The sequence below is a fragment of the Rufibacter hautae genome (assembly GCF_008271695.1).
GTDB classification, from domain to species: domain Bacteria; phylum Bacteroidota; class Bacteroidia; order Cytophagales; family Hymenobacteraceae; genus Nibribacter; species Nibribacter hautae.
The window spans coordinates 1-20302 of the sequence record NZ_VKKY01000004.1 but is presented as its reverse complement, the minus strand read 5'-3'; the positions used below and the strand labels follow the sequence as shown (position 1 = coordinate 20302).

The window sequence follows — 20302 nt, the reverse complement described above, 5'->3', positions numbered from 1 at the left end:
TTATTTTTGATAAGATGCAATTCGCGCGCGCAAAGCTCCTACTTTTTTGGATTTTTTTGTTGTTTTTTCTTTCATTTTTTCCCGTCTGTCCCAAAACCAAACCTCTAAAAGCCTAACTTTTTAACTACAAGTTTGTAGTATTTATATTATTTGTTTAGTATTTGCAGGAGTCATAAGATATTGGCTTACTGACTATTAAGCGCTCTTTAAGCTAGGTTTTATCCGTTTAAAGCAAGGTTTCATCAGTCAAAAGCTAGGTTTAATACGTGAAAAGCTAGGTTTGATATGTGGAAAAGCAAGGTTTCATCAGTCAAAAGCTAGTAAAGTTTTTGGTACTTGTTTTTTCTTTTAAATTTTCTATATTTGGCAGAAAGTTGTGCAATTACTAGTTGGTGGACAATGGCAAAAGGGATAACGGCAAAAGAACCGCATAAATTAGAAATAAGGCAGCATAACGCCATTACAACGGCACGTTATGAGATGTCAGCTATTGAGATGGATATTTCGTTTTTCCTTCTTTCCAAACTGCGTGCCGATGATAAACCTGGTACAAAATACCAAATTTCTGTGAGGGAATTGCAGGAAGTGACTGGAAGGCAATGGCACCATGGCCAATTTTTGGAGGCGACTTCTGCGCTCAGGAGCCGGGAATATGTATTTGAGGATAATAAAACCGTTTTACAGGTGGGGTTACTGGCTTCTGCCTTACACAGAAAAGGGGAGGGATTGATTGAACTTGAAATTTCTGAGAACATAAGGCCATACCTCATAGATTTAAAGAACAACTTCACCAGCTTTCAGCTCCAGGCGGCCTTTATGCTGCCCAGTAAGTGGGCTAAACGCATCTATCAGATTGCAAGCCAATGGAAGGACATCGGAGAAACGAAGATATACTCTATTGATGATTTAAAGGTAATCCTGCATCTAAAGGACCCTAAGAACAAGGAAAAGGAGCAATATTCATCCATCTCCTTATTCAAAAAGAACGTTCTGGATATTGCTGTGGAGCAAATCAATAAATTCACCGACCTGAGAATAAGCTATGTATTGACGAAAAGAGGCCGGGTTTTCACGCACATCCGGTTCTACGTGAACAAACAAACAATTCAGCAGTTACCGTTAGCTTTCGATTTGCCAACCGATGATGTAAGGAAGCAGAACGCCAGGACTATCCTGGATGATTTAAATATTATCGAAGAGAAGCTTGTTAATAAAATCTTGTACGACGAGAATTTATTGAACAAGCTTTTCCAGTTCAGCTATAAATTGAAAACTGACAAAATTAAAGCCGCATCCAATCCTGGGGGGCTATTCCTTAAAATTGCCGGTTTGGTCTAAAAGCTAGGTTTCATCAGTCAAAAATTATGCTGATTGGTAAATTAGCAATAGACAGGGAGCAGAATTTACGAAGTCATAGGAATTATAATTGTTGAACATCCCGCCCTTCGGGCGGTCAATTTCAGTTGCTTTTTGCAATTGCAAACTGCAAGGGTCAAAAAATGAGGAATCGTTCCTCACAAAATAAACATAGGAGTTATTGAATATAAAAAGAAGGCCAAAAAAGGTGTGATTTTTTATTATTTTATGTATCTATTAATATACATTAACGTATAATATAATATACATATCATAACAATTGCAAATAATCATTAACCTTTAACCCTAGGAACCATGTCAACTCAAAGCACAAACCTCGATAAAGCCACTGCATGGGACAATATCTGTTTTCCGGTAAAAGAAGAAAAATTGCAAAGCCTTTTGCCTGACAACTACAATCTGCTGCCGTCTGACAGGCAACGGGCTATCGTCGGCACCATGCCGGACGGTACACAGCATATCTTTGCCCTTCAAAGCGATGAATACACGTTGATTCCTAATCAGCTACTGCGCTCGGTGGTGGACAGCGTGGCAAAAGATTACACGATTGATGCCCGTTATTCAACCCGTGGGGATTTCAGCATTAATGTTATCCTTCCCGATAGCTTGAAGGTGGGCAACGAGCGGATATATAAAAACCTGATTATAAACAATTCATATACTGGCAAAAGCCCCTTCAATATCCAAGGTTCGTCCATTGAATCAACGAACGAAGAAAAAGTAAAGGTTTCCTATTATCGCCAAATCTGTTCCAACGGCCTGATGGGCTGGGCAGATGAATTTATGTCCTATGAAGAATATTTTAACTGGCTGGCCAATGGTCAACCTAAAAAATACCTGGATGCTTTAAAGGAAAAAGTAGAGCACGTAAACATTGAGAGGATTAAAAAAGAGGAAAGAATCCTGGCGGAAACATTCCACCACAAAGGGCTGAATCTGGAAATATTCAGGGAACATTTGACTAAAATTCTCCGGAACTTCATTGCGCAGAAAGATTCAGTTACCGGCACGGTATACAATAAACTGGTAAGGGTGGCCATGCCTACCGATGCCGACGTTCAAAAAGTTATTACGGAAGCCGGTTTACCAAAGAAGCTGGCCGCCTTGGCCGTGGAGCGGTTAAGGTTTGAGGAAAAGGAATTGGAAACCGAAGCCAATCTGTGGTTGGTTTATAATGCTGCAAACTTTGCCCTTTTTAACGGAAAATCTGCCTTGACCATTAACGAACGCTTCAAAGCTGACCAGAAGGCGTTTAATAACATTGCGGCAATGGCTATGTAACTAAGAATTTTTTCGCAGAAATAGGTGAGGCTAAGAAATCCTCACCTATTTCTTGCCTAATTGGAAAGGGCGCTTTTGTAATCGCAAAATTTCTCAAACTTTTCCCCCCTACCGCCCAATTCTTTGCAAATGATGGGTTCGCTTTTTCTGCGAAACCACCATTTGCTTTTTTCTTCCTTTATCGAAGCGGGGAGGGGGCGTGGTTCCGCATCCCGCTGCATATAGCGTATCCGGCTTCCCCAAGCCCTCTTCCGGCCATAGCCCGTGTACATTCTGTATGGTGGGTTCGCCTTTTCCGCGAACAGGCCATACTCCATTTCCGAGGCTCCTGAATATAGGGTAGGGGAGTGTGGTATAAGTTAGGGCTGGAGGTGAAGAGCAACGGAGCCAGCAGCCCTAACTTATACCATACTCCCCGGTTTTCCGGAAAAACCCGCGTTAGGGATACCGGCCACTTGTTCGCATAAAACTGGACTTTTCAGCCAGTTTTATAGGTGGCCGCCGTAGGGGAGTAGCCCGGCCGCCAGGCAACGCCCAAGCTATTGATTAATCTTTAAAATACTCATGCTGCCACGACTAGCAAATTTCTTTTAAAGGGCGGTAGGGGAAAAGATAATTACGGAATTTTCTCTTCTATCTCGATGAACCTAAATAAAAAGCCTCTTTTAAATTATGAAAGATTTTTGAATGACATGGTCTTGCTTTATTTGATACGGCTCAAAAAACTAACCTGGTTTACTACCTTGTTATTTCTTGCTGAGAGGGCCTATAGTTCTCCATATTACTCGCAATATTCCGCCTTTCCGTGCGGTCTGAATGATGTTCTACCACGTCATTCCCTTTTTGGTTACCTATCGCGTCCAAGGTCTTGGATATCTTGCCTATTTCCGGGTCATCCGTCCGGTAGGCAACTTTCATTTCTGAGTGCCTTAAACCATTAGTGGACGTACTTTGAATATCGCCCACTTTTGCCCCACTTCGTTCCACCGTATCTTTCACAGCTTCTGCCTGACCTTTCGCACCGGTCCCCTTATCTCTTTCCTCCACTTTAATGATTAACTCCTTTTCAGAACCAGGCCCATCCAGCTGCTCCTTAGCCGGTAGTCGCTGGCCTGCATCAGTTTTAGCCGAAACCGCACTTGATGTTGCCAGAATTGCTTTATCCTGATGGACTTCTTTATGCTGCAGCCGTCTATCTTGGGCGTCATTAGATTGTTGCAATTGCAGGAGGTACTGGGCTTGCTCCAGGCGTTGGGCTTCCGCTCGAAGCTGTTCTTTATGTAACCGCTGCGCCTCACGCTCCCGCTCATCTTGCGTGGCCTGTGCCTGGATTTGTGAAGAGCTTAATCCCTGACTGGCTAATTCCAAATCACGGTTGTAATCTTTCGCGATTGGATATTCTACCCGGATGAAATTTACCGGGTGCCGTTCCTGCTCGGGGCGAAGCTGTTCGCGTTGTCGGTAGAGCTCCTGGCTGATTACTTCCAATTGGGCGGTGTCGGCTTTGGCTACGCTAAGTTTTATTACCGTGTCCTTCTCGGTAGAGCGTTGCACCTTCATTTCAATACTCGGCTCTTCCTGTACCGAATTGATACGTTCTACCTGACCAGTTAGATATTTTATGCGCTCGACCCCTTCCTGGCTGTTTTCATGATGGTACTCAACCCGCAAATTGGCATGGTACCTCCCGGTAGTAGCGTGCCATTGCACCGGGCGGCTGGCCTCACTGTAAGCCTCCTGATTGGCCAATTCCTTGAATGGTCGGGCAGGCTGTAAATCATTCAGGTAATTGATATTGAACCTTCTTCCTCCCGCATCCCTATCATCGGCCAGTATTACCTCCTGGGGGTTTTGCTTATCTATGACTCGTTGGATTAAGGCCGTCTGCCTTTCGGTCACAGTTCCGGCAGTGGCAATGTACATGGTGTTCTTACCGTCATTCTTCAGTTGGTGGTAACTCATGGAATCGATGGCGCTTTCATTCAAAACCAGCCTTTCAATAGGAGTCCCTTTGCCTTGGGTGGGGTGGGAAACCCAAATGCCGTCTTTGGGCAGTTCCAGTAGATTTTTATAGCCGGTGTTCTTCTGTTCCACGCTGGCCAGCCCATGTTCATTGTAAAGGGGAAAGGCGGTATTCCGGAACCCATGTTCGTTTTTCTCGGTCGTGAATACGCGTCCTTGAAAGGCTGGACTGTCAATGGTTTCGTCTGTGAGGGAGCGGCTATAGAGGTAAGCCCGGTCAGTTAACTCTCTTTTTACACCTAATACCTCTGAAATCAGTCTGGTTCTTTTCTCTTCTTCTGTTTCGGTGGCTGTTCCCCCATGCCCCTTAGGTTTTCCTACCGGCAATCCGTCCAGCCGGGCCGGGGCCGCAGCATAGGTTCTTTGAGGCTCCGGGTACTCATTCAGGTACTCGCGCAGGTGTTGCCGCACTTCCCCCAGGTTTTTGCTTTCCCTGGTTTTTACGAAATCGATGATGGTACCTTTATCGCGGTCGTCACCTGGATTGAAATATACCTGCTTATCGTCCTTCCTGGTAACGATGATATGCTCCCCGCCCTTTTCCAGGTGCTGCCAATCCTCGCGTTTCCCTTGCGCCATTATCTGATAGCCTTGTTTTTGGGCATACTCCACTAAGTCTATCCTTTCCTTAAACCGCTCTAGTTCCTGCGGGTCATTCTCCAAAAATTTTCGTTCCATGCTTGTATGAGCTTTTGGTAATCCATAAAATACAAATAGCGGGTAAACCCGCTATATTTTCCAATATGAATACCCTTCCCAGGTGTTAGTGGGGTGGGGCCTTAGCCAAGCTATCAATATAGGCGAGTTGCTCTTTAAACTTACCTAGTTCCTCCCTGCCCGGGAAGAGAAACAGATAACGGTCTTCTTCACCGATGGATAAAGGGTTCCGGGAAGCGGTTGTCTCAAATGACAGAGCTGCCAGAATCCTTTGTAAAAGAAGGTGTTCCTTTCTTTTCAGGGTACTGTTCTTAAGATTCACGACGGTGGTATAGGGAAATAAATACTGCTTACAGAAAGCCTTTACCTGACCGTGCCCCAATAGTTTTAACCGGTATTGAATATAACGTAGCACATCTGCATATAATACAAACAGACTAGGGTCCGGAAACCCTAAAGGTTGAACGGAGGCGGTTGTAGGCATCATGAAGAACATTTTCAATTGTTAACCCTACAAGCGCTATACGGCTGCATCAATTAGCAATTGTATTCTATAAATAATTGCCTACAATATATAATTATATTTTTTAAAAACTAAATAATTGCCTCAAAATCACGCATTTATAATTATTCTTAACTATTGAATAACTATAAACTAATTAACGTATAACAATTTGAATGGTTTCCTGCCCTCTATAAGAGAATATACAACTATATACTAACTTTTGCACACTATCTGTATAACTCCCGAATTATTTTCCCGTTAAAGGGAGAAATATGCCGCTGGAAACCTACATTATTGGTTTAGTGCTAATTCCAATTTCTTTATTGGTGGCCTTGCTCTGGTGGCGATTTTATGGGTCTGGTAAAGAAGCACGGAAGGTTATAGGGAAATCAAAGTCCGGTAATTATAAGTCACTGAGAACTTATAGATATGAAGTCCGGGATTTTGTGACACTGTTTGATGAATACCCGGAAGTTGACCCCGAATCTACGGGCACCTTACTGGAATATTTATTTAGTAACGAAGAATACTTGGATGATATAAGCACGGCGGAAACGCCTGTTGTATGCGAAGAAAGCCGTGACACTATGCATGCCGATTCTGGAAACAGTCCGAAGGCGGCCACTGCACATACTGACTCTGTTACGGCTGGCGATAAGGAGGAACCCTCAGTGCCTGGTGTTAGGAATACCATTACCCCAGACGTATTTCCGGGGATTGAGCAAGACGATAGCCCTGCCCAATCTCTTTACTACAACCCCCTTACAGCACCGGCACCAACTGATAACGATAAGAAGAACAGGGAGGCTGAAATAGCCTTGAAAAGGCGGAGGAGGGCTGAATTAAAAAACAACGCCTCTGCTGCCCAATCCGGTTTCAACGCATTGTTTTCACCGGATTCATCTATTAAAAATGCAGTAGCCAGAAATACTGCTGACAGTGAATAAATCGACAACTAAAGTCTTTCAGCGATGGCCTTAGAAATCACACTTCCAACTTCTTATTCGGAAAGTCTCCCTTTCGCCCTCCTTTGTATTCCAAAGTTTAAAGAAACGGCATACCCAAGGATTAAGAACCCTTTTCCTATATCAAAATCAATTATAACTAAATACTGAAAAATGTTTACTGAAACCTACAAAAGGAGTGCTGGCCTGGTGGCGCAAATCTCTGGTTCGATTCATTCGCTTGTGCTTACTGGCCGTCAATATGAGGCCTCTCCATGGGAGAAAAGGATGATGGCTACTGCTATGGGCCTGGCCCTGACGAACGGGGCAATGGCCCAAGGCGGCACCGCAGCTGCTTTAGAGGGGGTTCAGGAAACCATCATCACTATTGTGCAGGTTATTTTCTCCATTATTCTGGTGATTGGATTAATCCGGGTCGTGATGAAATTCGTCAACGGGGCACCGGATGCACTTTCTTCTTTAGGGTGGCTGGTCGGTGGGGTAATCCTTTGGTTTGGCTTCCAATTCTTCAAAGACGACTTGGTAGGGACAGTGGGAGGTGAAGGAGGGGTACGTTAACCACCTCTGTATGCGCTCTTACAAAAGTATTGAAAAACCGGCTCAGGTTCTTGGAATGAACATCATGGACTTAGGCTTGGTGGTCGGTCTGTTCATCGGCTCGGTGTTGCTGCTGGGTTTTCTGAACATGATGGTACATATCCCGCGACTGGTCTATTTGGCTGTTTTCCTATTGGAAGTAGGATTGATTCTGGTGATGCGGTTTTTAACGAAAACCCATCCCCCCGGCTTCCTCATAGGTTGGCTTTCTTTCCAATTCGTGCAGCCCCGGCGCATCGCCGTAGGCATTGTCCCCCCAGTGAAGAAAAAAGATGAAAAAGCAAAAAACGGTTCCATTTGATAAAGTAATGCCGGTCCATTCCTTTGAGGATAACAAAGTTATCTTCAAAGATGGGCGGGTAGCGGTTGGGTTCGCAGTTGAGCCTGCGGAGATGGAGGCCTGGACCCAACAGGATTTTATCTCATTCAATAATGCCTTATTGGGGGTATTACGGTCATTGCCAATAAATACGATTGTCCAAAAAACAGATATTTACTACGACCGGCCTTATCGGGAAGACAGGAAAGAACAGACCTATTTCGAAGGGAGAATGAATAAGCATTTCTTTGAACGGCTGGTTCTTTTCCAAAAATCCTACCTGTTCCTGAGCTTTGCCCCGGCGGAGGTGAAGCCGATTAAAACCAATGCCCTCAATGCTTTGGTTTCCCGCATGGGGGAAACCCTGGTTAAAAACCCGTTTGAGAACCTGCTCCACACCCTGGAAATCGCCGAGGCCGTTGCCCAGGAGTTTTCCACTGCTTTATCGGGAACAGGGGAGGTGGAGATTATGCGCATGGGCTCGGAGGAAATCAGCGACCTCTACCATCAATATTTCAACCTCAATTTTGACATTGTGCCCCGCCGGCAGGAGCGTGAAATTATGAATGAGGTAGGGACGCTGGCTGTGGGAGAGAACAAAGTTAACTTCATCTCCATGATAGGGCAGGGCAGTGAACAACACCCTGCCGTTCGTAACAGCTATGGGGTAACCGCCCCAATGCTCTACCCGCTTACCAACGCACTGCAGTTCCCGCATATCCTGACACAGGCCTTTGTGGTGCAGGATACCAGGGCCGCACTTTCCACCCTGGACACAGACCGGAAACTGAATAATTCGCTGTCAAGGCTCGCCACGCAGGACAACCAACTGCGGGCTATTGAAATAGAGGAATTTACAGCTGAGGTAAGGGCCGAAAACAAGCAGATTATCGGCTTGCACCTGTCTGTGCTGCTGTGGGAAACAAATGACAACATCCGGAAAGAGAACATCGAGAAAACGATGGCCGCCTTCCGATACATATTCGGAACGGAAAGTGTGGTGGAATCACACCTATCCTTGCCTCTGTTTTTCGGCCTGTTACCGGGAAATACCTATCAGGTACCGGACAGGTGGCTGACCACCACTTCCGACCGTGGTGTATGCTACATGCAGTGGACAGCAACCTACAAAAATGACCACGTAGGGGAATATTTCTGCGACCGCAACCGCAACCTGCTGCAGGTAAACCTATTCAACACCGACCTGGACAATCAGAATGCCATTGTCATTGGGCCCTCCGGTTCCGGTAAAAGCTACACGTTCGGCTACATTGTCGTGCAGCGCCATGAGCGCAAGGCGCGGCAAATCCTGATTGATATCGGCGGCACCTACCGTAACGTGGTGCAGTCGCTGAACGGGGTGGATTTCGATAACACGTACTTTGAGTATGACCCGGAGAACCCGATAGAATTCAACCCGTTCCTGGTGCCCCGCTCCCCTGATGGGAGGAAGTGGGTCTATAATGACGAGAAGATAAATTTCCATTTGGCGCTACTGGCGGTTCTGTGGAAAGGCGGGGCAGACAGTGCGCCGTTGAACAAGTCCGAAAGGGCGATTCTAAGCCGCTTTCTGATTCAATATTACAAGTACCTGAATGAGGAAGGAAATGCTGGGCAAACCGACGAGGAAATGCCTGGTATGGCCAGCTTTGTGCGCTTTGTACGCAGATTTGATAGGGATATGCAGGCTACCCCTGCCATTGCGGACGGCAGGGAGGAAATGCGCAGCCAATACAAAAAGGACATGAATTACTTCGATATTCATCAATTCTTCCTAGTGTTGGCGCAATTCACCGAAGGAGGCCGTTACGAGAAAGTCCTGAATGCCCAGCAGGACGTGGAGCTGTCCGAGCACCGCCTCATCTGCTTTGACCTGGCCAAAGTCAAAGCGGACCCGGATTTATATCCGGTCGTAGCCATGCTCATTACTGAGCTTTCTCTGGACCTGTTCCGCAAATTCCCGGACGACATCAAATACATTGCCCTGGACGAAGCTTGGGCAATGCTTTCCGGCGGCGTGATGGAAGACTTCATTGTTTCCATGTACCGCACCATCCGGAAAACCAACGGTTCCATTACAATTATCACGCAGGGGATTCAGGAAATCGTGGAAAGCAGAATAGGCTATGCGCTGATTAATAACAGCTCCACCAAAATTATCCTGCGGCACTCTAATCCGGACTCCCTGGCTAAACTGCAAACCCCGCTGGGCTTCACCAACCACGAAATGGATTTAATTAAATCCGTCCGTTCTACAGCCGATTTCAGGGAGTTCTTTATCAAGCAAGGCACCAAGGGGAAAGTATATATTCTGGAGGCTGCCCCGGAACTGGGTGCCATCCTAAGTTCCAAACCCTTGGAGCGTAATCACTTGAATCGCTTGGTGAAACGGTACCAGCAACAGCACAGGCGGTTTGCAATTGATAAAAACGGCAAGGTGAAAATGGAGAACGGCTACCCTGTTTTTGAGACCTTCACTGAACAGCGATTGGATTATGCGGTGGAGCAATTCACCGAAGATAAGAGAGCGGGCCTATTAGGTAAATGATATGGAAGCAGCATTACTCTTTGTTGCCCACGGAATTGATGACAGTTTCCTAAGGGCCTGCGACCGTTCACTTGAAACTGTTCTGGATGTGTGCCGGTTCATTACGCCTACGTTTATGAGCATTGCCTTGATAATCTCCATTGGGCGGGGATACCTGTCTGGGCATGGCTTGCAGATAGACTTTTCACCCATTATCAAGGCATTGGCCTTATTCCTGGTACTTTTCTTCTACCAGGACCTGATGAATGTCCTGGGGGCCGGTATCAAAGGCGTAACGCAGCTATTCGATGGTTCGGGCAATGTAGGCGAAGCCTTACAGAAGCTTACAACCCCACCGGGCATTGCCGCCGCCGCGCAATCCGACAATGTGGCGCAGGCAGACGTGGTAGAGCAGGGCGGGGCCTGGTATTCTAAAATCTATAACAGCATAGCCAACTTCTCCCTTATGAACCTGATTACTCAGTTCTTTACTACGACTACGGTCATGCTGGTAAGGCAAATAGTGCTGTTTATCCGGCAATTCGTACTAGGCTTTCTGTATGTAATCGGCCCCATTGCCATCTGCCTTTCCGTTATTCCCGCTTTTTCCGGGCTGGCTGGGAAATGGATGCAAAACTTTATCGCGGTACAGTTCTGGGCCTTGACCATGAATTTACTTGATTTGATTTATTCCAATTTTGCCGACCAGAATACTGCCGTGGGAGGCGTCTTTGGCGGTTTGGTCACGCCGGGGCAGAGTTTCAATGACGTGCAATTCCTGCTGATGTCGGTCGCTTTCATCATTCTTTACTGCATGGTGCCTACCCTTACCAGTTATTTTATCGGCTCCACCGCAGTCCAGGGCTTCATGGGCGCGGCGGTAGGCGTTGCTGCCGGTGCGGCCAGCACGGCAGCGGGAGTAGTTGCACCCCCTGCGGCAGGTGGCGGGGTCTCCGGCGTGCTTGGCAGGGCAATGGGATTCAGCAATTCTGGAGGCGGTGGCGGTAGTTCAGGCAGTGGGAGTTATGGAGGGGAGAATGGGTCTGGTTCTGCTTTCTCCGGTGCGGCCCCGGCCATGGCCACGGGTGGCGGTGCCGGCACATCCGTCCGCTATAACGGCGGCATGGCCGCTGCTGCTCCGGTCAGGGCTTCCAGCGGATATTCTGGCGGCGCTGATTACCGAGCCACTGCAAATGATTCCGATTCTAGTAACGATAGCGCGGCACCTTATGATGATACTGATGATGGCGCTTCTGCCCTCCCTTCCATGGGTTCCTCGGGATTTATGCGCAACTCAGTAAGGAGAAGGAGGGAAAGCCGAAAACCTCCTGCCTGGGAAGAAGATGATTTAGATGACATATTCAATGATTAAAAGATTGATTCAGGAATTTAAAGCTAAAATATATGAGTAATGTAAAAGATTTAAACACCTCTTTTAAAACCATGAGAACCATTTCACTGGCCTGTATTATTGGGTTCGTGGTATTAGCGGTGAGCGCAGGATATGGGTTCTATAAGGTCACTCAGGATGCGGGGCGACGGGTGTACGTGGTGACTAATTCGGGCTCGGCAGCGGCTCTGGCCGTTGAGGAGGATACCCATACGCCGTTTGAAGCCCGGAACATGGTGAAAGGGTTTATGAAAACTATGTTTGGCCATGACCAATACACTTTCAAGCAGAACCTGGATGCCGCTTTGCCTTTGATTGAAGGTGCCGGTGGCCGGAGAATATTCGAGAACTTCAACCGGGGGCAGGTGTTGCAGAATTATCAAAGATACTCAGCACGCTCGGTCCTGGACGTGGACAGCATCTACCTGGACATGAAAACTCGGCCCTATTCCGGCAGAGTCTACACCAAACAGCGCATTTTCATCGGAGACCAACAACGGCAGAGTCTGCCGATGGCGGCCAAATTCAACCTCGTGGAGACTGACCGCTCTGATGAGAACCCTTATGGGCTGCTGATTACCAACTTTGACTACATTGCCTATAACCCACCGGTCTCGCGGGAAGAAAAAGAATTTCTGCAGCAACAGGAAGCCGAACGGCAAAGAAGGCTACGGGATGCCGCCGCAGGGGCAGGCGTAGCACCCCCTCCCGGTTATTCTACACCGGCTCCGGCGGACGGTTCTCCGGCTGCCCCTGGAGCTTTACCGCCCAGTCAATAAACTTCAATAAAATGTAGTGTTATGAAAAATATATTCTTTGGTTTTGTTCTTCTTTTGTCCCTGGCGGCAGTTTCGGCCAGTGCACAAAAAGTAACCCCGCTTTCGGATATAGCCGTGTCTGATTCCTCTACCACCTATATGGTCTTCAATGGCCCGGTTTCCTTGGTGGATGTGGGAATGGCCGGGAATTACCTGGTGAAGATTGAGGCAAACGCGGTTTTTGTCCGGGCCAAGAAAAAGAACACCGTGCCTACCCCTATCCTGATTCGTTACGGCTCCGAATACTGGATGGGACGGCTGGTGTACGCCTCTGGTCCGGTGATGCAGTTGTATGATTTCAAAGACGGTACACCCAGCTTGAATAATGGAACGGGTCCTGCCTACTTGGGAAGCTCACCGGGGAATGAGCTGGCAATGGATAAATCAGCGGAAAAGAAAGAAGTGATAGAAAGCAACTTGGTCAAGCTGCGCAAAGCCAAGGAAGAGAACCAATCGGTGGCAGTAGTGGAAAATGACCTGGTGCTGTCGCTGGCCAACATCCGCAACGACAAGGACTTCACGTATTTGCGCTTTAAGGTTATCAATAAAACGAATATCGACTACAACGTGGATTTTATCGATTTCCAGCTGGTGGAGAATTCCAAGAAGAAATTCTTGGGTAGGAAAAAAAATGAAGCCAGACGGCCCCTGGCTCCGTCCGGCGGGGAGTCAAACCAGAATATCACCGGGCGGTCCACTGGATACCTTACCTATGCTATCCCACTTTACGCAGCCACAGAAAACGGTTACCTGGAAGTGACGCTGCGGGAACATAACGGGGCACGGGTGCTGGTACTCCCTATCCCTTCCAAAGTAATAAACAGGGCTTCCACCATTTAAGGATAATGTAAGAATGGAAAAGGTAAACGAGCATAGCCCGGAAAATGAATTCAGGCAGTCAGCAACTGCCACCGGTACCGTGCCAGTGAAACGCACGCCACTGGAAACCTTGAAAGAGCATTGGTTCAAGTTCCTGCTGGGCTTGGTGGTGCTGATTTTCGCAGGGCTGTTCCTCTGGCTTAAATCGGCGCAGAACGCGGCTGAGCAAAATACAGTACCGGTGGCGGCGGCCTCCGAGAACATTGAGCAAGCTATCCCGGAGGTGGTAACGGATAACCTGGAAAATAAAACGCCTTCCACTATTTTAGAGGAACAGCGCAAAGCCGAACAGGAGGCCCAGTATGCGCAGGCTGCTCCGACGGAAGAAGAGGTAGTCAATGCGTTTGTGGTAGACACGGCCGGTCAGGCGGCACGGAGGAGATATAATCTGCAATTGCAACAGCAGGCAAAGCTGGCCGTCCAGGAGGTCGATACCGTGGAAACCACAGTCCAAGACCAATCCACCGGCCAATACCGCACGCAACAAATCATCGTACCGCGTAACCCCAACCGCCGGAGCGGGGCCCGCCCAACCGCCAACAACGTTATGGCACCTGCTTACGATGCGGACGGAACCCCCTTTGAGACAAACCCGGAAGTCTTGCGGATGCTAGCCGCCTCTTCCCCGCAGACCCGTCAGATATATGAGCAGACGACCGGAAAGCGTTACCGGGAACCTGGTGCAGCCAACGTCTCCAGAGGGTCGCAGGCTGCCATGCCTGGGGCCGACGGCTTCAACACCTATAAAGTGACAAATGCCCGGTTCAGCCCAGGGGATACGAATAACCAACAAGGAACCCTTACCCCTGATGTCTTTTATAAATGCGTGATTTCCGGGGAGCAAAAAGTAAGAACCGGTTCCGTGGTGATTATGCGCCTGCTGGAGGATGCCGTGGTTTCCGGGGTTACCTTCCCGAAGAACATGGTCTTTGCCGGTATCGCCAAGGTTGAATCCAACCGGGTGACGGTACAGATTGAGCGCCTAGGCCCTACCAGGGTGAAAGCTGATATTTTCGATTTCAATTACATGCCGGGTATCATGATAGACCCGGAAAAGAAAATAGCCAAGGATACGAACCAAGGACTGTACGATGCCCAGCGGCAGGCAAGCCAAGAGTTGAGCACGGCCATTGACCGTTCGGCCTCGGCGGCCAATTCAGTGGTAGGGGTGGCAGGCCGGGTTGCGGCCAACGTGGTCTCAAAACCCAGGTCCCGCCAACGGCTGAGGGATGTACTGCTGCCAGACGGGTACCCGATATTGATTACTTCCGCTGCGGCGGGGCAAATGGCTCCCGCTGCCAGCGTTGGGGCAAATTGATTTATTGAGTCTAATTTTAAAAGGTGATGTATGAAAAGAGTGGTTATTACGGTATTGGCGGCAGGGCTGCTGATATTCCGTCCCAGCAACACGGATGCGCAATTCGTGGTAAACGACCCTATCCACATGGGAGTGCATATCAGTGATTTTGCCAAACGCCTGGCGCAATGGGCGGAAACGGTGCAAAATTACCAGGTGATAAAAGATGCGAAAACCATTGCCGGGGTAACCAAGGATATCACTGGGGAGGTAAAGGATTTAACCTCCGAGGGCTTGGCCTTGCAACGGCAAATTCAGGAGGACTTGCGGAAAGTAAACAGCATCGTGGATTTGCGCATCTCTAACCCGGCAGAGTTGTTTGCCCGTGCCTTGGCCATGTCCGGAGGCAATTCCGGTACACACTACATGCCTCACTTCTCGAAAGCGCAACGGCTGCGGGTAGCCTTGCAGAACAGCAATCCGGAAGAAGACATCAAAACAATCTTTTCAGTGTTTTCCCGGACTTCGGGGGATTCTGACAACAATGACCGCATGAGCTCGGCTGAGTATGTGGAGCGCCGGGAAGAGTCTGCGGTTTCTGCCTACGCCTATGAGGAAATGAACCAGAAAAAGAAAATTCAGACCGCCCTTAATTATTACAAGATTGCCGATGAAATGACCGAGCAAAGCATTGAGATGAACGCCACACTGAAGAACCCCGGTCGGTATTCCATGACCGAGGGAGAGCGCATGGCCATGATTAACTCCTCTAATGAAAATATGGTTCGGGCCATGCAACTGAGACAGGAGGCAGATAGGCTGATTGCGGAAAGTTCGCAGAAAGGGCCCGCGCATATTGCCGCTGAAATGGTCTATACCGACTTGATTGCGCAAAAGCAGTTGATTGATTTGGAAAGAAGAACTAAGAGTTATTAAAAGATGAAAAAGGCGCTGCTCTCCCTGCTGTTATTTATCGGCCTCGGCACATTGTCCCCTGCATTGGCACAACGGCACGTCAAACACATTTCTGCCTGGGGTGTGCATTATGGCCGCACCGAAATGGGAAAGTTTTACGAAGGCAGCTATATAAACTACCTGACCGATAAATTGAGTGTGCGGGTCAGCGGTTTACGGGAGTTCGGCGACCTGGAGGTGGGGGAATACTCTGCCTTCAGTGGCCGGGGTTTCTTGGCACCGCAGTTATTCCGGATTGGTGAATTCGCCTATTTCCACCTGCTCCTGGGTGGTGCCGCATCCTACGAAAGGACGGGGGAAGGGAGTAATTCGGACAGACGTGAACGTTTTACCTACGGGCCTCAAGCTGGCGCCGAAGTGGACTTCTTCTTTGGCAATCGAATTTCATTGGTTGCAACCGGGATTAAGGGGAAGATGTTTAACAAGACCCATTTGGACGAGTGGCCAGGCTTTATCAGTCTTGGCCTTAGATACCATTTCAGATAATTTCCTATATCTAAAAAGTCCCTGCCAATGGTAGGGTATTTTTTTAGGTGCTTATCATAAAGTGTATATTATTCAAACCAAAATTGTACCGTATCATATACATTGTTCGTATAATTAGAAGCAGTAACTACAATCAAAAGCTGCAAGCAAATGGAGTGAGTTTGTAGAAGTAGCATACTGCTATCTTAAACCAATGTCTTTAAATATTTGCCACGTATGAAAATATCCGATGAGCCGGTCAAGTTGTTTTTAGAATTGCAAAAAAAACTCCCTGCAATATTATCCTCTTTCGGGATAAAGCAAGTGTATGTGTATAAAGGAATAGGAATGCCGCGCCCTACCTGGGAGGTGAAGAAGAGAAACCAAACCTTTACCATTTCAGAAATGCAGGACATCTGTGACTTGATTAATACTGGTAAAACCAAACCAAGGCAGCAAAATAAAAGTACAATCGTGGAAGTCAAAAATTGATTTTATAATTTCAAAAATGTATGGTTATGGGTAGTATGTTTCTGCAGATAGATACCCCTAACATGATGTTCAGGGATTTATTGGAGCCTATAGCTGGTCCACTGACAATACTAGTAGTGATGGGGGTAGCTGTCTATGCGTTCATAAGGAGAAGGAGCTATAACCGAAAACTTTATAACGCCATTACCCGGCCTACGGTGGTATACCAGCAAGGTGCGGTTCCTGCCCCAACTGTTCCTGTAGATAGTTCGCCTGCTTTATCTACTGAGGAATTTTCTAGGCTACCTTGGAAGGAAAGGGAAGCCCTATACAGAAATAGAATCATAGAGCTAAGGGATACTAACCGGAGGCTGAGGGCCAAAATGAAAGAGGCAGGATTACCGACGGATTAATTTACAATTGCATAATGAAATCTTTAGATATTGAGGGGCTGGCAAGGCAGTCTGATTTCGATTACAGTTTCAACGGGGATATACTAACCATCCGGGACCTGGATAAAGGCAATAAATCGGTAACCAATAACATTGACAATATCCTAGCCTATATCAACCAATTCATCCCCGTATCTGATTACCTGGTTATGTATTTGGATTCCTCTGGAATTTGGGATGGCGTGGCCGTACAGGAAATTTCGGGTAACTTCTCCTGCCGGTTCTTCCCCTTGAATGAAAAGGATTATGATAAAGCAGTAGCTAAAATGCACTTTTTGCAATTGTAAGGCCATGACCCTGTATCAGTTTAATTCTTTAGACCAAAACGAAAAGGCCAACGCAGTTTGGGAATCAGGGAAATTTATTAAAACTGTAATCCATTGCGGAGTTTACAAAGCTCTCTATGCCATGGGTGATTTCTTTGCAGAAATACACTTTTCACCGGAAGATGGCATCAAGGATATGCGGGGGTTCAAAAGTAAAACCCGTTTATTACCTTATAAAAATATAGGATTGTCCCTGTTGACTGTTGTAAACTAATTCAACCTAAAATCAACCGGCCCCTCTAGAAAAGATAGAAGGTATATAATCATTAGGGCGGTAGGGGAGAACAAAATCCCTGAAGTTGGTTCTACCACGACCGACCTTTTAAAATACAAAGCATCAACTTAAATCCTGAATCATTTGTATTTATTATTTTAGAATACAGCCCCAAGTCGGAGCAAGCATAAATACTTAAAATTTTAACCGATTTATATAACTTTTATCAAAAATTATATAACATCATTATACAAAATTGTTTATACTTTTGCAAGATTGGAACTAGTATGTCGGCAACTCTCTTTGACTGTTACCCTTTGATACTAAGATAAATAGATAGCATCTTAAATGAAGGCACTGCAAAAATTGATTCACATTAGCTTAATAGCAGCCATTTTACTGGCTTCTTTTGGCTTCCGTGTGAATATTTCGCATTGCTCTGGCAAAGAAGATAGCTCTATCAGTCTTTTTTCATCCCCCACCTGTTGCTGTGGGAAAGCCGCAAAAACCCCAATGAAGTCCTGTAATGACATGTCTTGTGTCATGCAAAGGGGAGTAGCCACGCAGACAAATTTCAACTCCGCGACCCAGCAGGTAGCAAAGATTGTGAAAGAACCGGTACTGTCCCCAAACTTTACCGAAACAATCCGTCCTGCCATTCTTGAAGCTGAACCTCACTTTACATTGCCACCTCCGTTCTCCGGCAGGTTCATCGGCATTTTAAATCAGACGTTTATTATTTGAGTACCCAATCTTTAGAAGTGGCCAACTATCCTTCCTTCGGCCTTCTTCTATCCTGTAAATTCATAACAGCTTTGTGCAACTAGGCTATTGGTCCAAAAGACTAATATGACTGCTTGCATTTCAACCTTGCCTTAGCCTCATGCTTTAGGCAAATCCGCATTCGCTGATTCCTGAATTTATAGCCTCTACTTACCCATTTCCCTTTACAGTTAAACTGTCACCCAGAGCATCTGAGATGGCCAATCCTTCATTGATTGGCTTTTGGGTGCTTATGTGTCTGGAAGACTGATTGTATGTATTTCAAATTTATAACCCTACCTAATTATGAAATCTTTAAAAGTAACAATGGTTGCGGTCTGCCTCGGCTTGACTTTATTCTCAGCCTGTAACAGCTCTGGAACAGAACAAAAAGCAACAGAAGGAACAACTTCTGAGGCCCAGGTAGCCGGAGTAACCTACACTTGCCCCATGCACCCAGAGGTGGTGAGTGACGTGAAGGGCAAATGCCCTAAGTGTGGCATGTTCCTAGAGGAAGTTAAACCAGGCGAAAAACTGGATTCTGCCGCCGCGGCCCAACAGCACCACGAAGGAGAGCAGCACTAGTCTCTGCTGAATATCTTACGGTCAAAACCAATTGCTACCGTCGTTTTGGGGTTGTTCTAAGTAAAGCAGCCCCAAAACACTAAGCCATCAATGCCATATATCTTACTCCTTTTATGATTGGCAAATTAATTTCTTTTTCGCTACGTAACCGGATGATTGTCTTGCTCATTGCCGCAGGCATGTTTGGTTGGGGGCTTTATTCCGTCACCACCAGCAAGGTGGACGCTATCCCTGATTTGTCAGAGAACCAGGTGATTGTATTCACAGAATGGATGGGTCGCAGCCCTCAGATTATTGAGGACCAGGTGACCTATCCCTTGGTGACCAACCTGCAGGGCATGCCGCAGGTGAAATATGTGCGCGGCGTCTCCATGTTTGGGATGAGTTTCATCTACATCATCTTTGATGACAAAACTGACATCTACTGGGCGCGGGAACGGGTGCTGGAACGCCTGAACTATGCCAACCGCCTTTTGCCCGAAGGGGCCATTCCCACCTTGGGTCCAGACGGCACCGGCGTGGGCCATATCCTTTGGTACACCCTAGATGCCCAAGGCATGGACTTGGGAGAGCAAAGGGCGGTTCAGGATTGGTACGTGAAGTTCGCCTTGCAGAATGTGCCGGGCGTGAGTGAAATCGCCTCTTTCGGGGGCTTCCAAAAACAGTACCAAATTACCGTTGACCCTAACAAACTCACTTATTACAACCTGTCGGTGCCGCAGGTGATGGCCGCCGTGCGGGCCAACAACAATGAGAGCGGGGGGCGTAAATTTGAGATGAGCGATATAGGCTACATCATCAAAACCACGGGCTATCTGCAGTCCCTTGAAGAAATTGAGAGCATCCCCATCACTACCCAAAACACTATTCCGGTAAGTGTGCGAGACGTGGCCACCGTGCAGATGACAGGCGAAAGCCGTCTGGGCATATTTGATTTGAATGGCGAAGGGGAGGCCGTGGGCGGTATTGTGGTCATGCGCTACGGTGAGAACGCCGAGGAAGTCATCAGAAACGTCAAAGCCAAAATGGAGGAAGTTTCCACCGGGCTTCCCAAGGGTGTGAAGTTTAACATTGTCTATGACCGGAGTGGGCTGATAAATGAATCGGTGGATTCCATTAAAACCACTTTGATAGAGGAAATGCTGGTGGCTTCGGCCATTGTGTTCCTCTTCCTCTTCCATTGGCGCAGCGCGCTCATCATTATCATTCAGCTGCCGCTTTCTATAGCCATAGGATTCATCTTGTTGAACCTCTTTGGTATTACCTCCAACATCATGTCTCTTACCGGTATTGCCCTGTCTATCGGGGTGATTGTGGATGATGCCATTGTGATGGTGGAGAATGCTTACCGGCATCTAGCGGATGCCCAACAAATTGAGGAAAATGAATAAGGAAACACGACTTTCGATTATAGAAAA

Annotated in this window: 21 protein-coding genes; 19 read left to right on the top strand and 2 right to left on the bottom strand. The window is 47.2% G+C overall.

Features of this window, described 5'->3' with window-relative positions; genetic code table 11:
* Positions 1 to 399: 399 nt before the first annotated feature.
* Entirely contained in the window at positions 400 to 1338 is a 939-nt protein-coding gene (locus FOA19_RS22765) for a replication initiation protein (RefSeq protein WP_149093184.1), read from the top strand.
* A 333-nt stretch (positions 1339 to 1671) separates the two neighbouring features.
* Entirely contained in the window at positions 1672 to 2658 is a 987-nt protein-coding gene (locus FOA19_RS22760) for a hypothetical protein (protein WP_149093183.1), read from the top strand.
* A 738-nt stretch (positions 2659 to 3396) separates the two neighbouring features.
* Here FOA19_RS22760 and FOA19_RS22755 read toward each other — a convergent pair.
* Positions 3397 to 5358 (bottom strand): toprim domain-containing protein, encoded by a 1962-nt coding sequence (locus tag FOA19_RS22755; protein ID WP_149093182.1) that lies wholly within the window; start codon positions 5356 to 5358, stop codon positions 3397 to 3399.
* Positions 5359 to 5443: 85 nt separating this feature from the next.
* The gene (locus tag FOA19_RS22750; protein WP_223809028.1) at positions 5444 to 5824 is read right to left on the bottom strand and encodes a hypothetical protein; all 381 of its coding nucleotides are present in this window, start codon (positions 5822 to 5824) and stop codon (positions 5444 to 5446) included.
* Between the two features lie 290 nt (positions 5825 to 6114).
* Between FOA19_RS22750 and FOA19_RS22745 the strand changes: the two genes are divergently transcribed.
* From FOA19_RS22745 to FOA19_RS22665, 17 genes are all read left to right on the top strand, one after another.
* Complete coding sequence (locus FOA19_RS22745; RefSeq protein ID WP_149093180.1) at positions 6115 to 6789, top strand: hypothetical protein; 675 nt, start codon at positions 6115 to 6117, stop codon at positions 6787 to 6789.
* A gap of 171 nt (positions 6790 to 6960) precedes the next feature.
* Positions 6961 to 7365, top strand: coding sequence for a hypothetical protein (locus FOA19_RS22740; RefSeq protein ID WP_149093179.1), 405 nt, complete (start codon positions 6961 to 6963; stop codon positions 7363 to 7365).
* A gap of 10 nt (positions 7366 to 7375) precedes the next feature.
* The gene (locus FOA19_RS22735; RefSeq protein WP_149093178.1) at positions 7376 to 7705 is read left to right on the top strand and encodes a hypothetical protein; all 330 of its coding nucleotides are present in this window, start codon (positions 7376 to 7378) and stop codon (positions 7703 to 7705) included.
* A 250-nt stretch (positions 7706 to 7955) separates the two neighbouring features.
* Complete coding sequence (locus FOA19_RS22730; RefSeq protein WP_149093177.1) at positions 7956 to 10271, top strand: VirB4 family type IV secretion system protein; 2316 nt, start codon at positions 7956 to 7958, stop codon at positions 10269 to 10271.
* Between the two features lies 1 nt (position 10272).
* On the top strand, positions 10273 to 11622 hold the full coding sequence (locus FOA19_RS22725; protein ID WP_149093176.1) for a hypothetical protein: 1350 nt from the start codon (positions 10273 to 10275) through the stop codon (positions 11620 to 11622).
* A 71-nt stretch (positions 11623 to 11693) separates the two neighbouring features.
* Positions 11694 to 12419, top strand: coding sequence for a conjugal transfer protein TraK (locus FOA19_RS22720; RefSeq protein WP_149093175.1), 726 nt, complete (start codon positions 11694 to 11696; stop codon positions 12417 to 12419).
* Positions 12420 to 12440: 21 nt separating this feature from the next.
* Positions 12441 to 13298 (top strand): DUF4138 domain-containing protein, encoded by an 858-nt coding sequence (locus FOA19_RS22715; protein WP_149093174.1) that lies wholly within the window; start codon positions 12441 to 12443, stop codon positions 13296 to 13298.
* Between the two features lie 13 nt (positions 13299 to 13311).
* Positions 13312 to 14655: a conjugative transposon protein TraM gene (gene traM / locus FOA19_RS22710; protein ID WP_149093173.1), complete on the top strand. Its 1344-nt coding sequence runs from the start codon at positions 13312 to 13314 to the stop codon at positions 14653 to 14655.
* A 30-nt stretch (positions 14656 to 14685) separates the two neighbouring features.
* On the top strand, positions 14686 to 15570 hold the full coding sequence (locus tag FOA19_RS22705) for a hypothetical protein (protein ID WP_149093172.1): 885 nt from the start codon (positions 14686 to 14688) through the stop codon (positions 15568 to 15570).
* Positions 15571 to 15573: 3 nt separating this feature from the next.
* Positions 15574 to 16095: a hypothetical protein gene (locus tag FOA19_RS22700; RefSeq protein ID WP_149093171.1), complete on the top strand. Its 522-nt coding sequence runs from the start codon at positions 15574 to 15576 to the stop codon at positions 16093 to 16095.
* 216 nt (positions 16096 to 16311) lie between these two features.
* Positions 16312 to 16566: a hypothetical protein gene (locus FOA19_RS22695; RefSeq protein ID WP_149093170.1), complete on the top strand. Its 255-nt coding sequence runs from the start codon at positions 16312 to 16314 to the stop codon at positions 16564 to 16566.
* 26 nt (positions 16567 to 16592) lie between these two features.
* Positions 16593 to 16958, top strand: a complete 366-nt coding sequence (locus FOA19_RS22690) for a hypothetical protein (protein WP_190300526.1) — start codon at positions 16593 to 16595, stop codon at positions 16956 to 16958.
* Between the two features lie 14 nt (positions 16959 to 16972).
* Positions 16973 to 17284 (top strand): hypothetical protein, encoded by a 312-nt coding sequence (locus FOA19_RS22685; protein WP_149093168.1) that lies wholly within the window; start codon positions 16973 to 16975, stop codon positions 17282 to 17284.
* 4 nt (positions 17285 to 17288) lie between these two features.
* Positions 17289 to 17537 (top strand): hypothetical protein, encoded by a 249-nt coding sequence (locus tag FOA19_RS22680; protein ID WP_149093167.1) that lies wholly within the window; start codon positions 17289 to 17291, stop codon positions 17535 to 17537.
* Positions 17538 to 17885: 348 nt separating this feature from the next.
* Positions 17886 to 18281, top strand: coding sequence for a hypothetical protein (locus FOA19_RS22675; protein WP_149093166.1), 396 nt, complete (start codon positions 17886 to 17888; stop codon positions 18279 to 18281).
* 324 nt (positions 18282 to 18605) lie between these two features.
* Entirely contained in the window at positions 18606 to 18884 is a 279-nt protein-coding gene (locus FOA19_RS22670; RefSeq protein ID WP_190300525.1) for a heavy metal-binding domain-containing protein, read from the top strand.
* Positions 18885 to 18997: 113 nt separating this feature from the next.
* Positions 18998 to 20275 (top strand): efflux RND transporter permease subunit, encoded by a 1278-nt coding sequence (locus tag FOA19_RS22665; RefSeq protein ID WP_149093165.1) that lies wholly within the window; start codon positions 18998 to 19000, stop codon positions 20273 to 20275.
* The last annotated feature ends 27 nt before the right edge of the window (positions 20276 to 20302 follow it).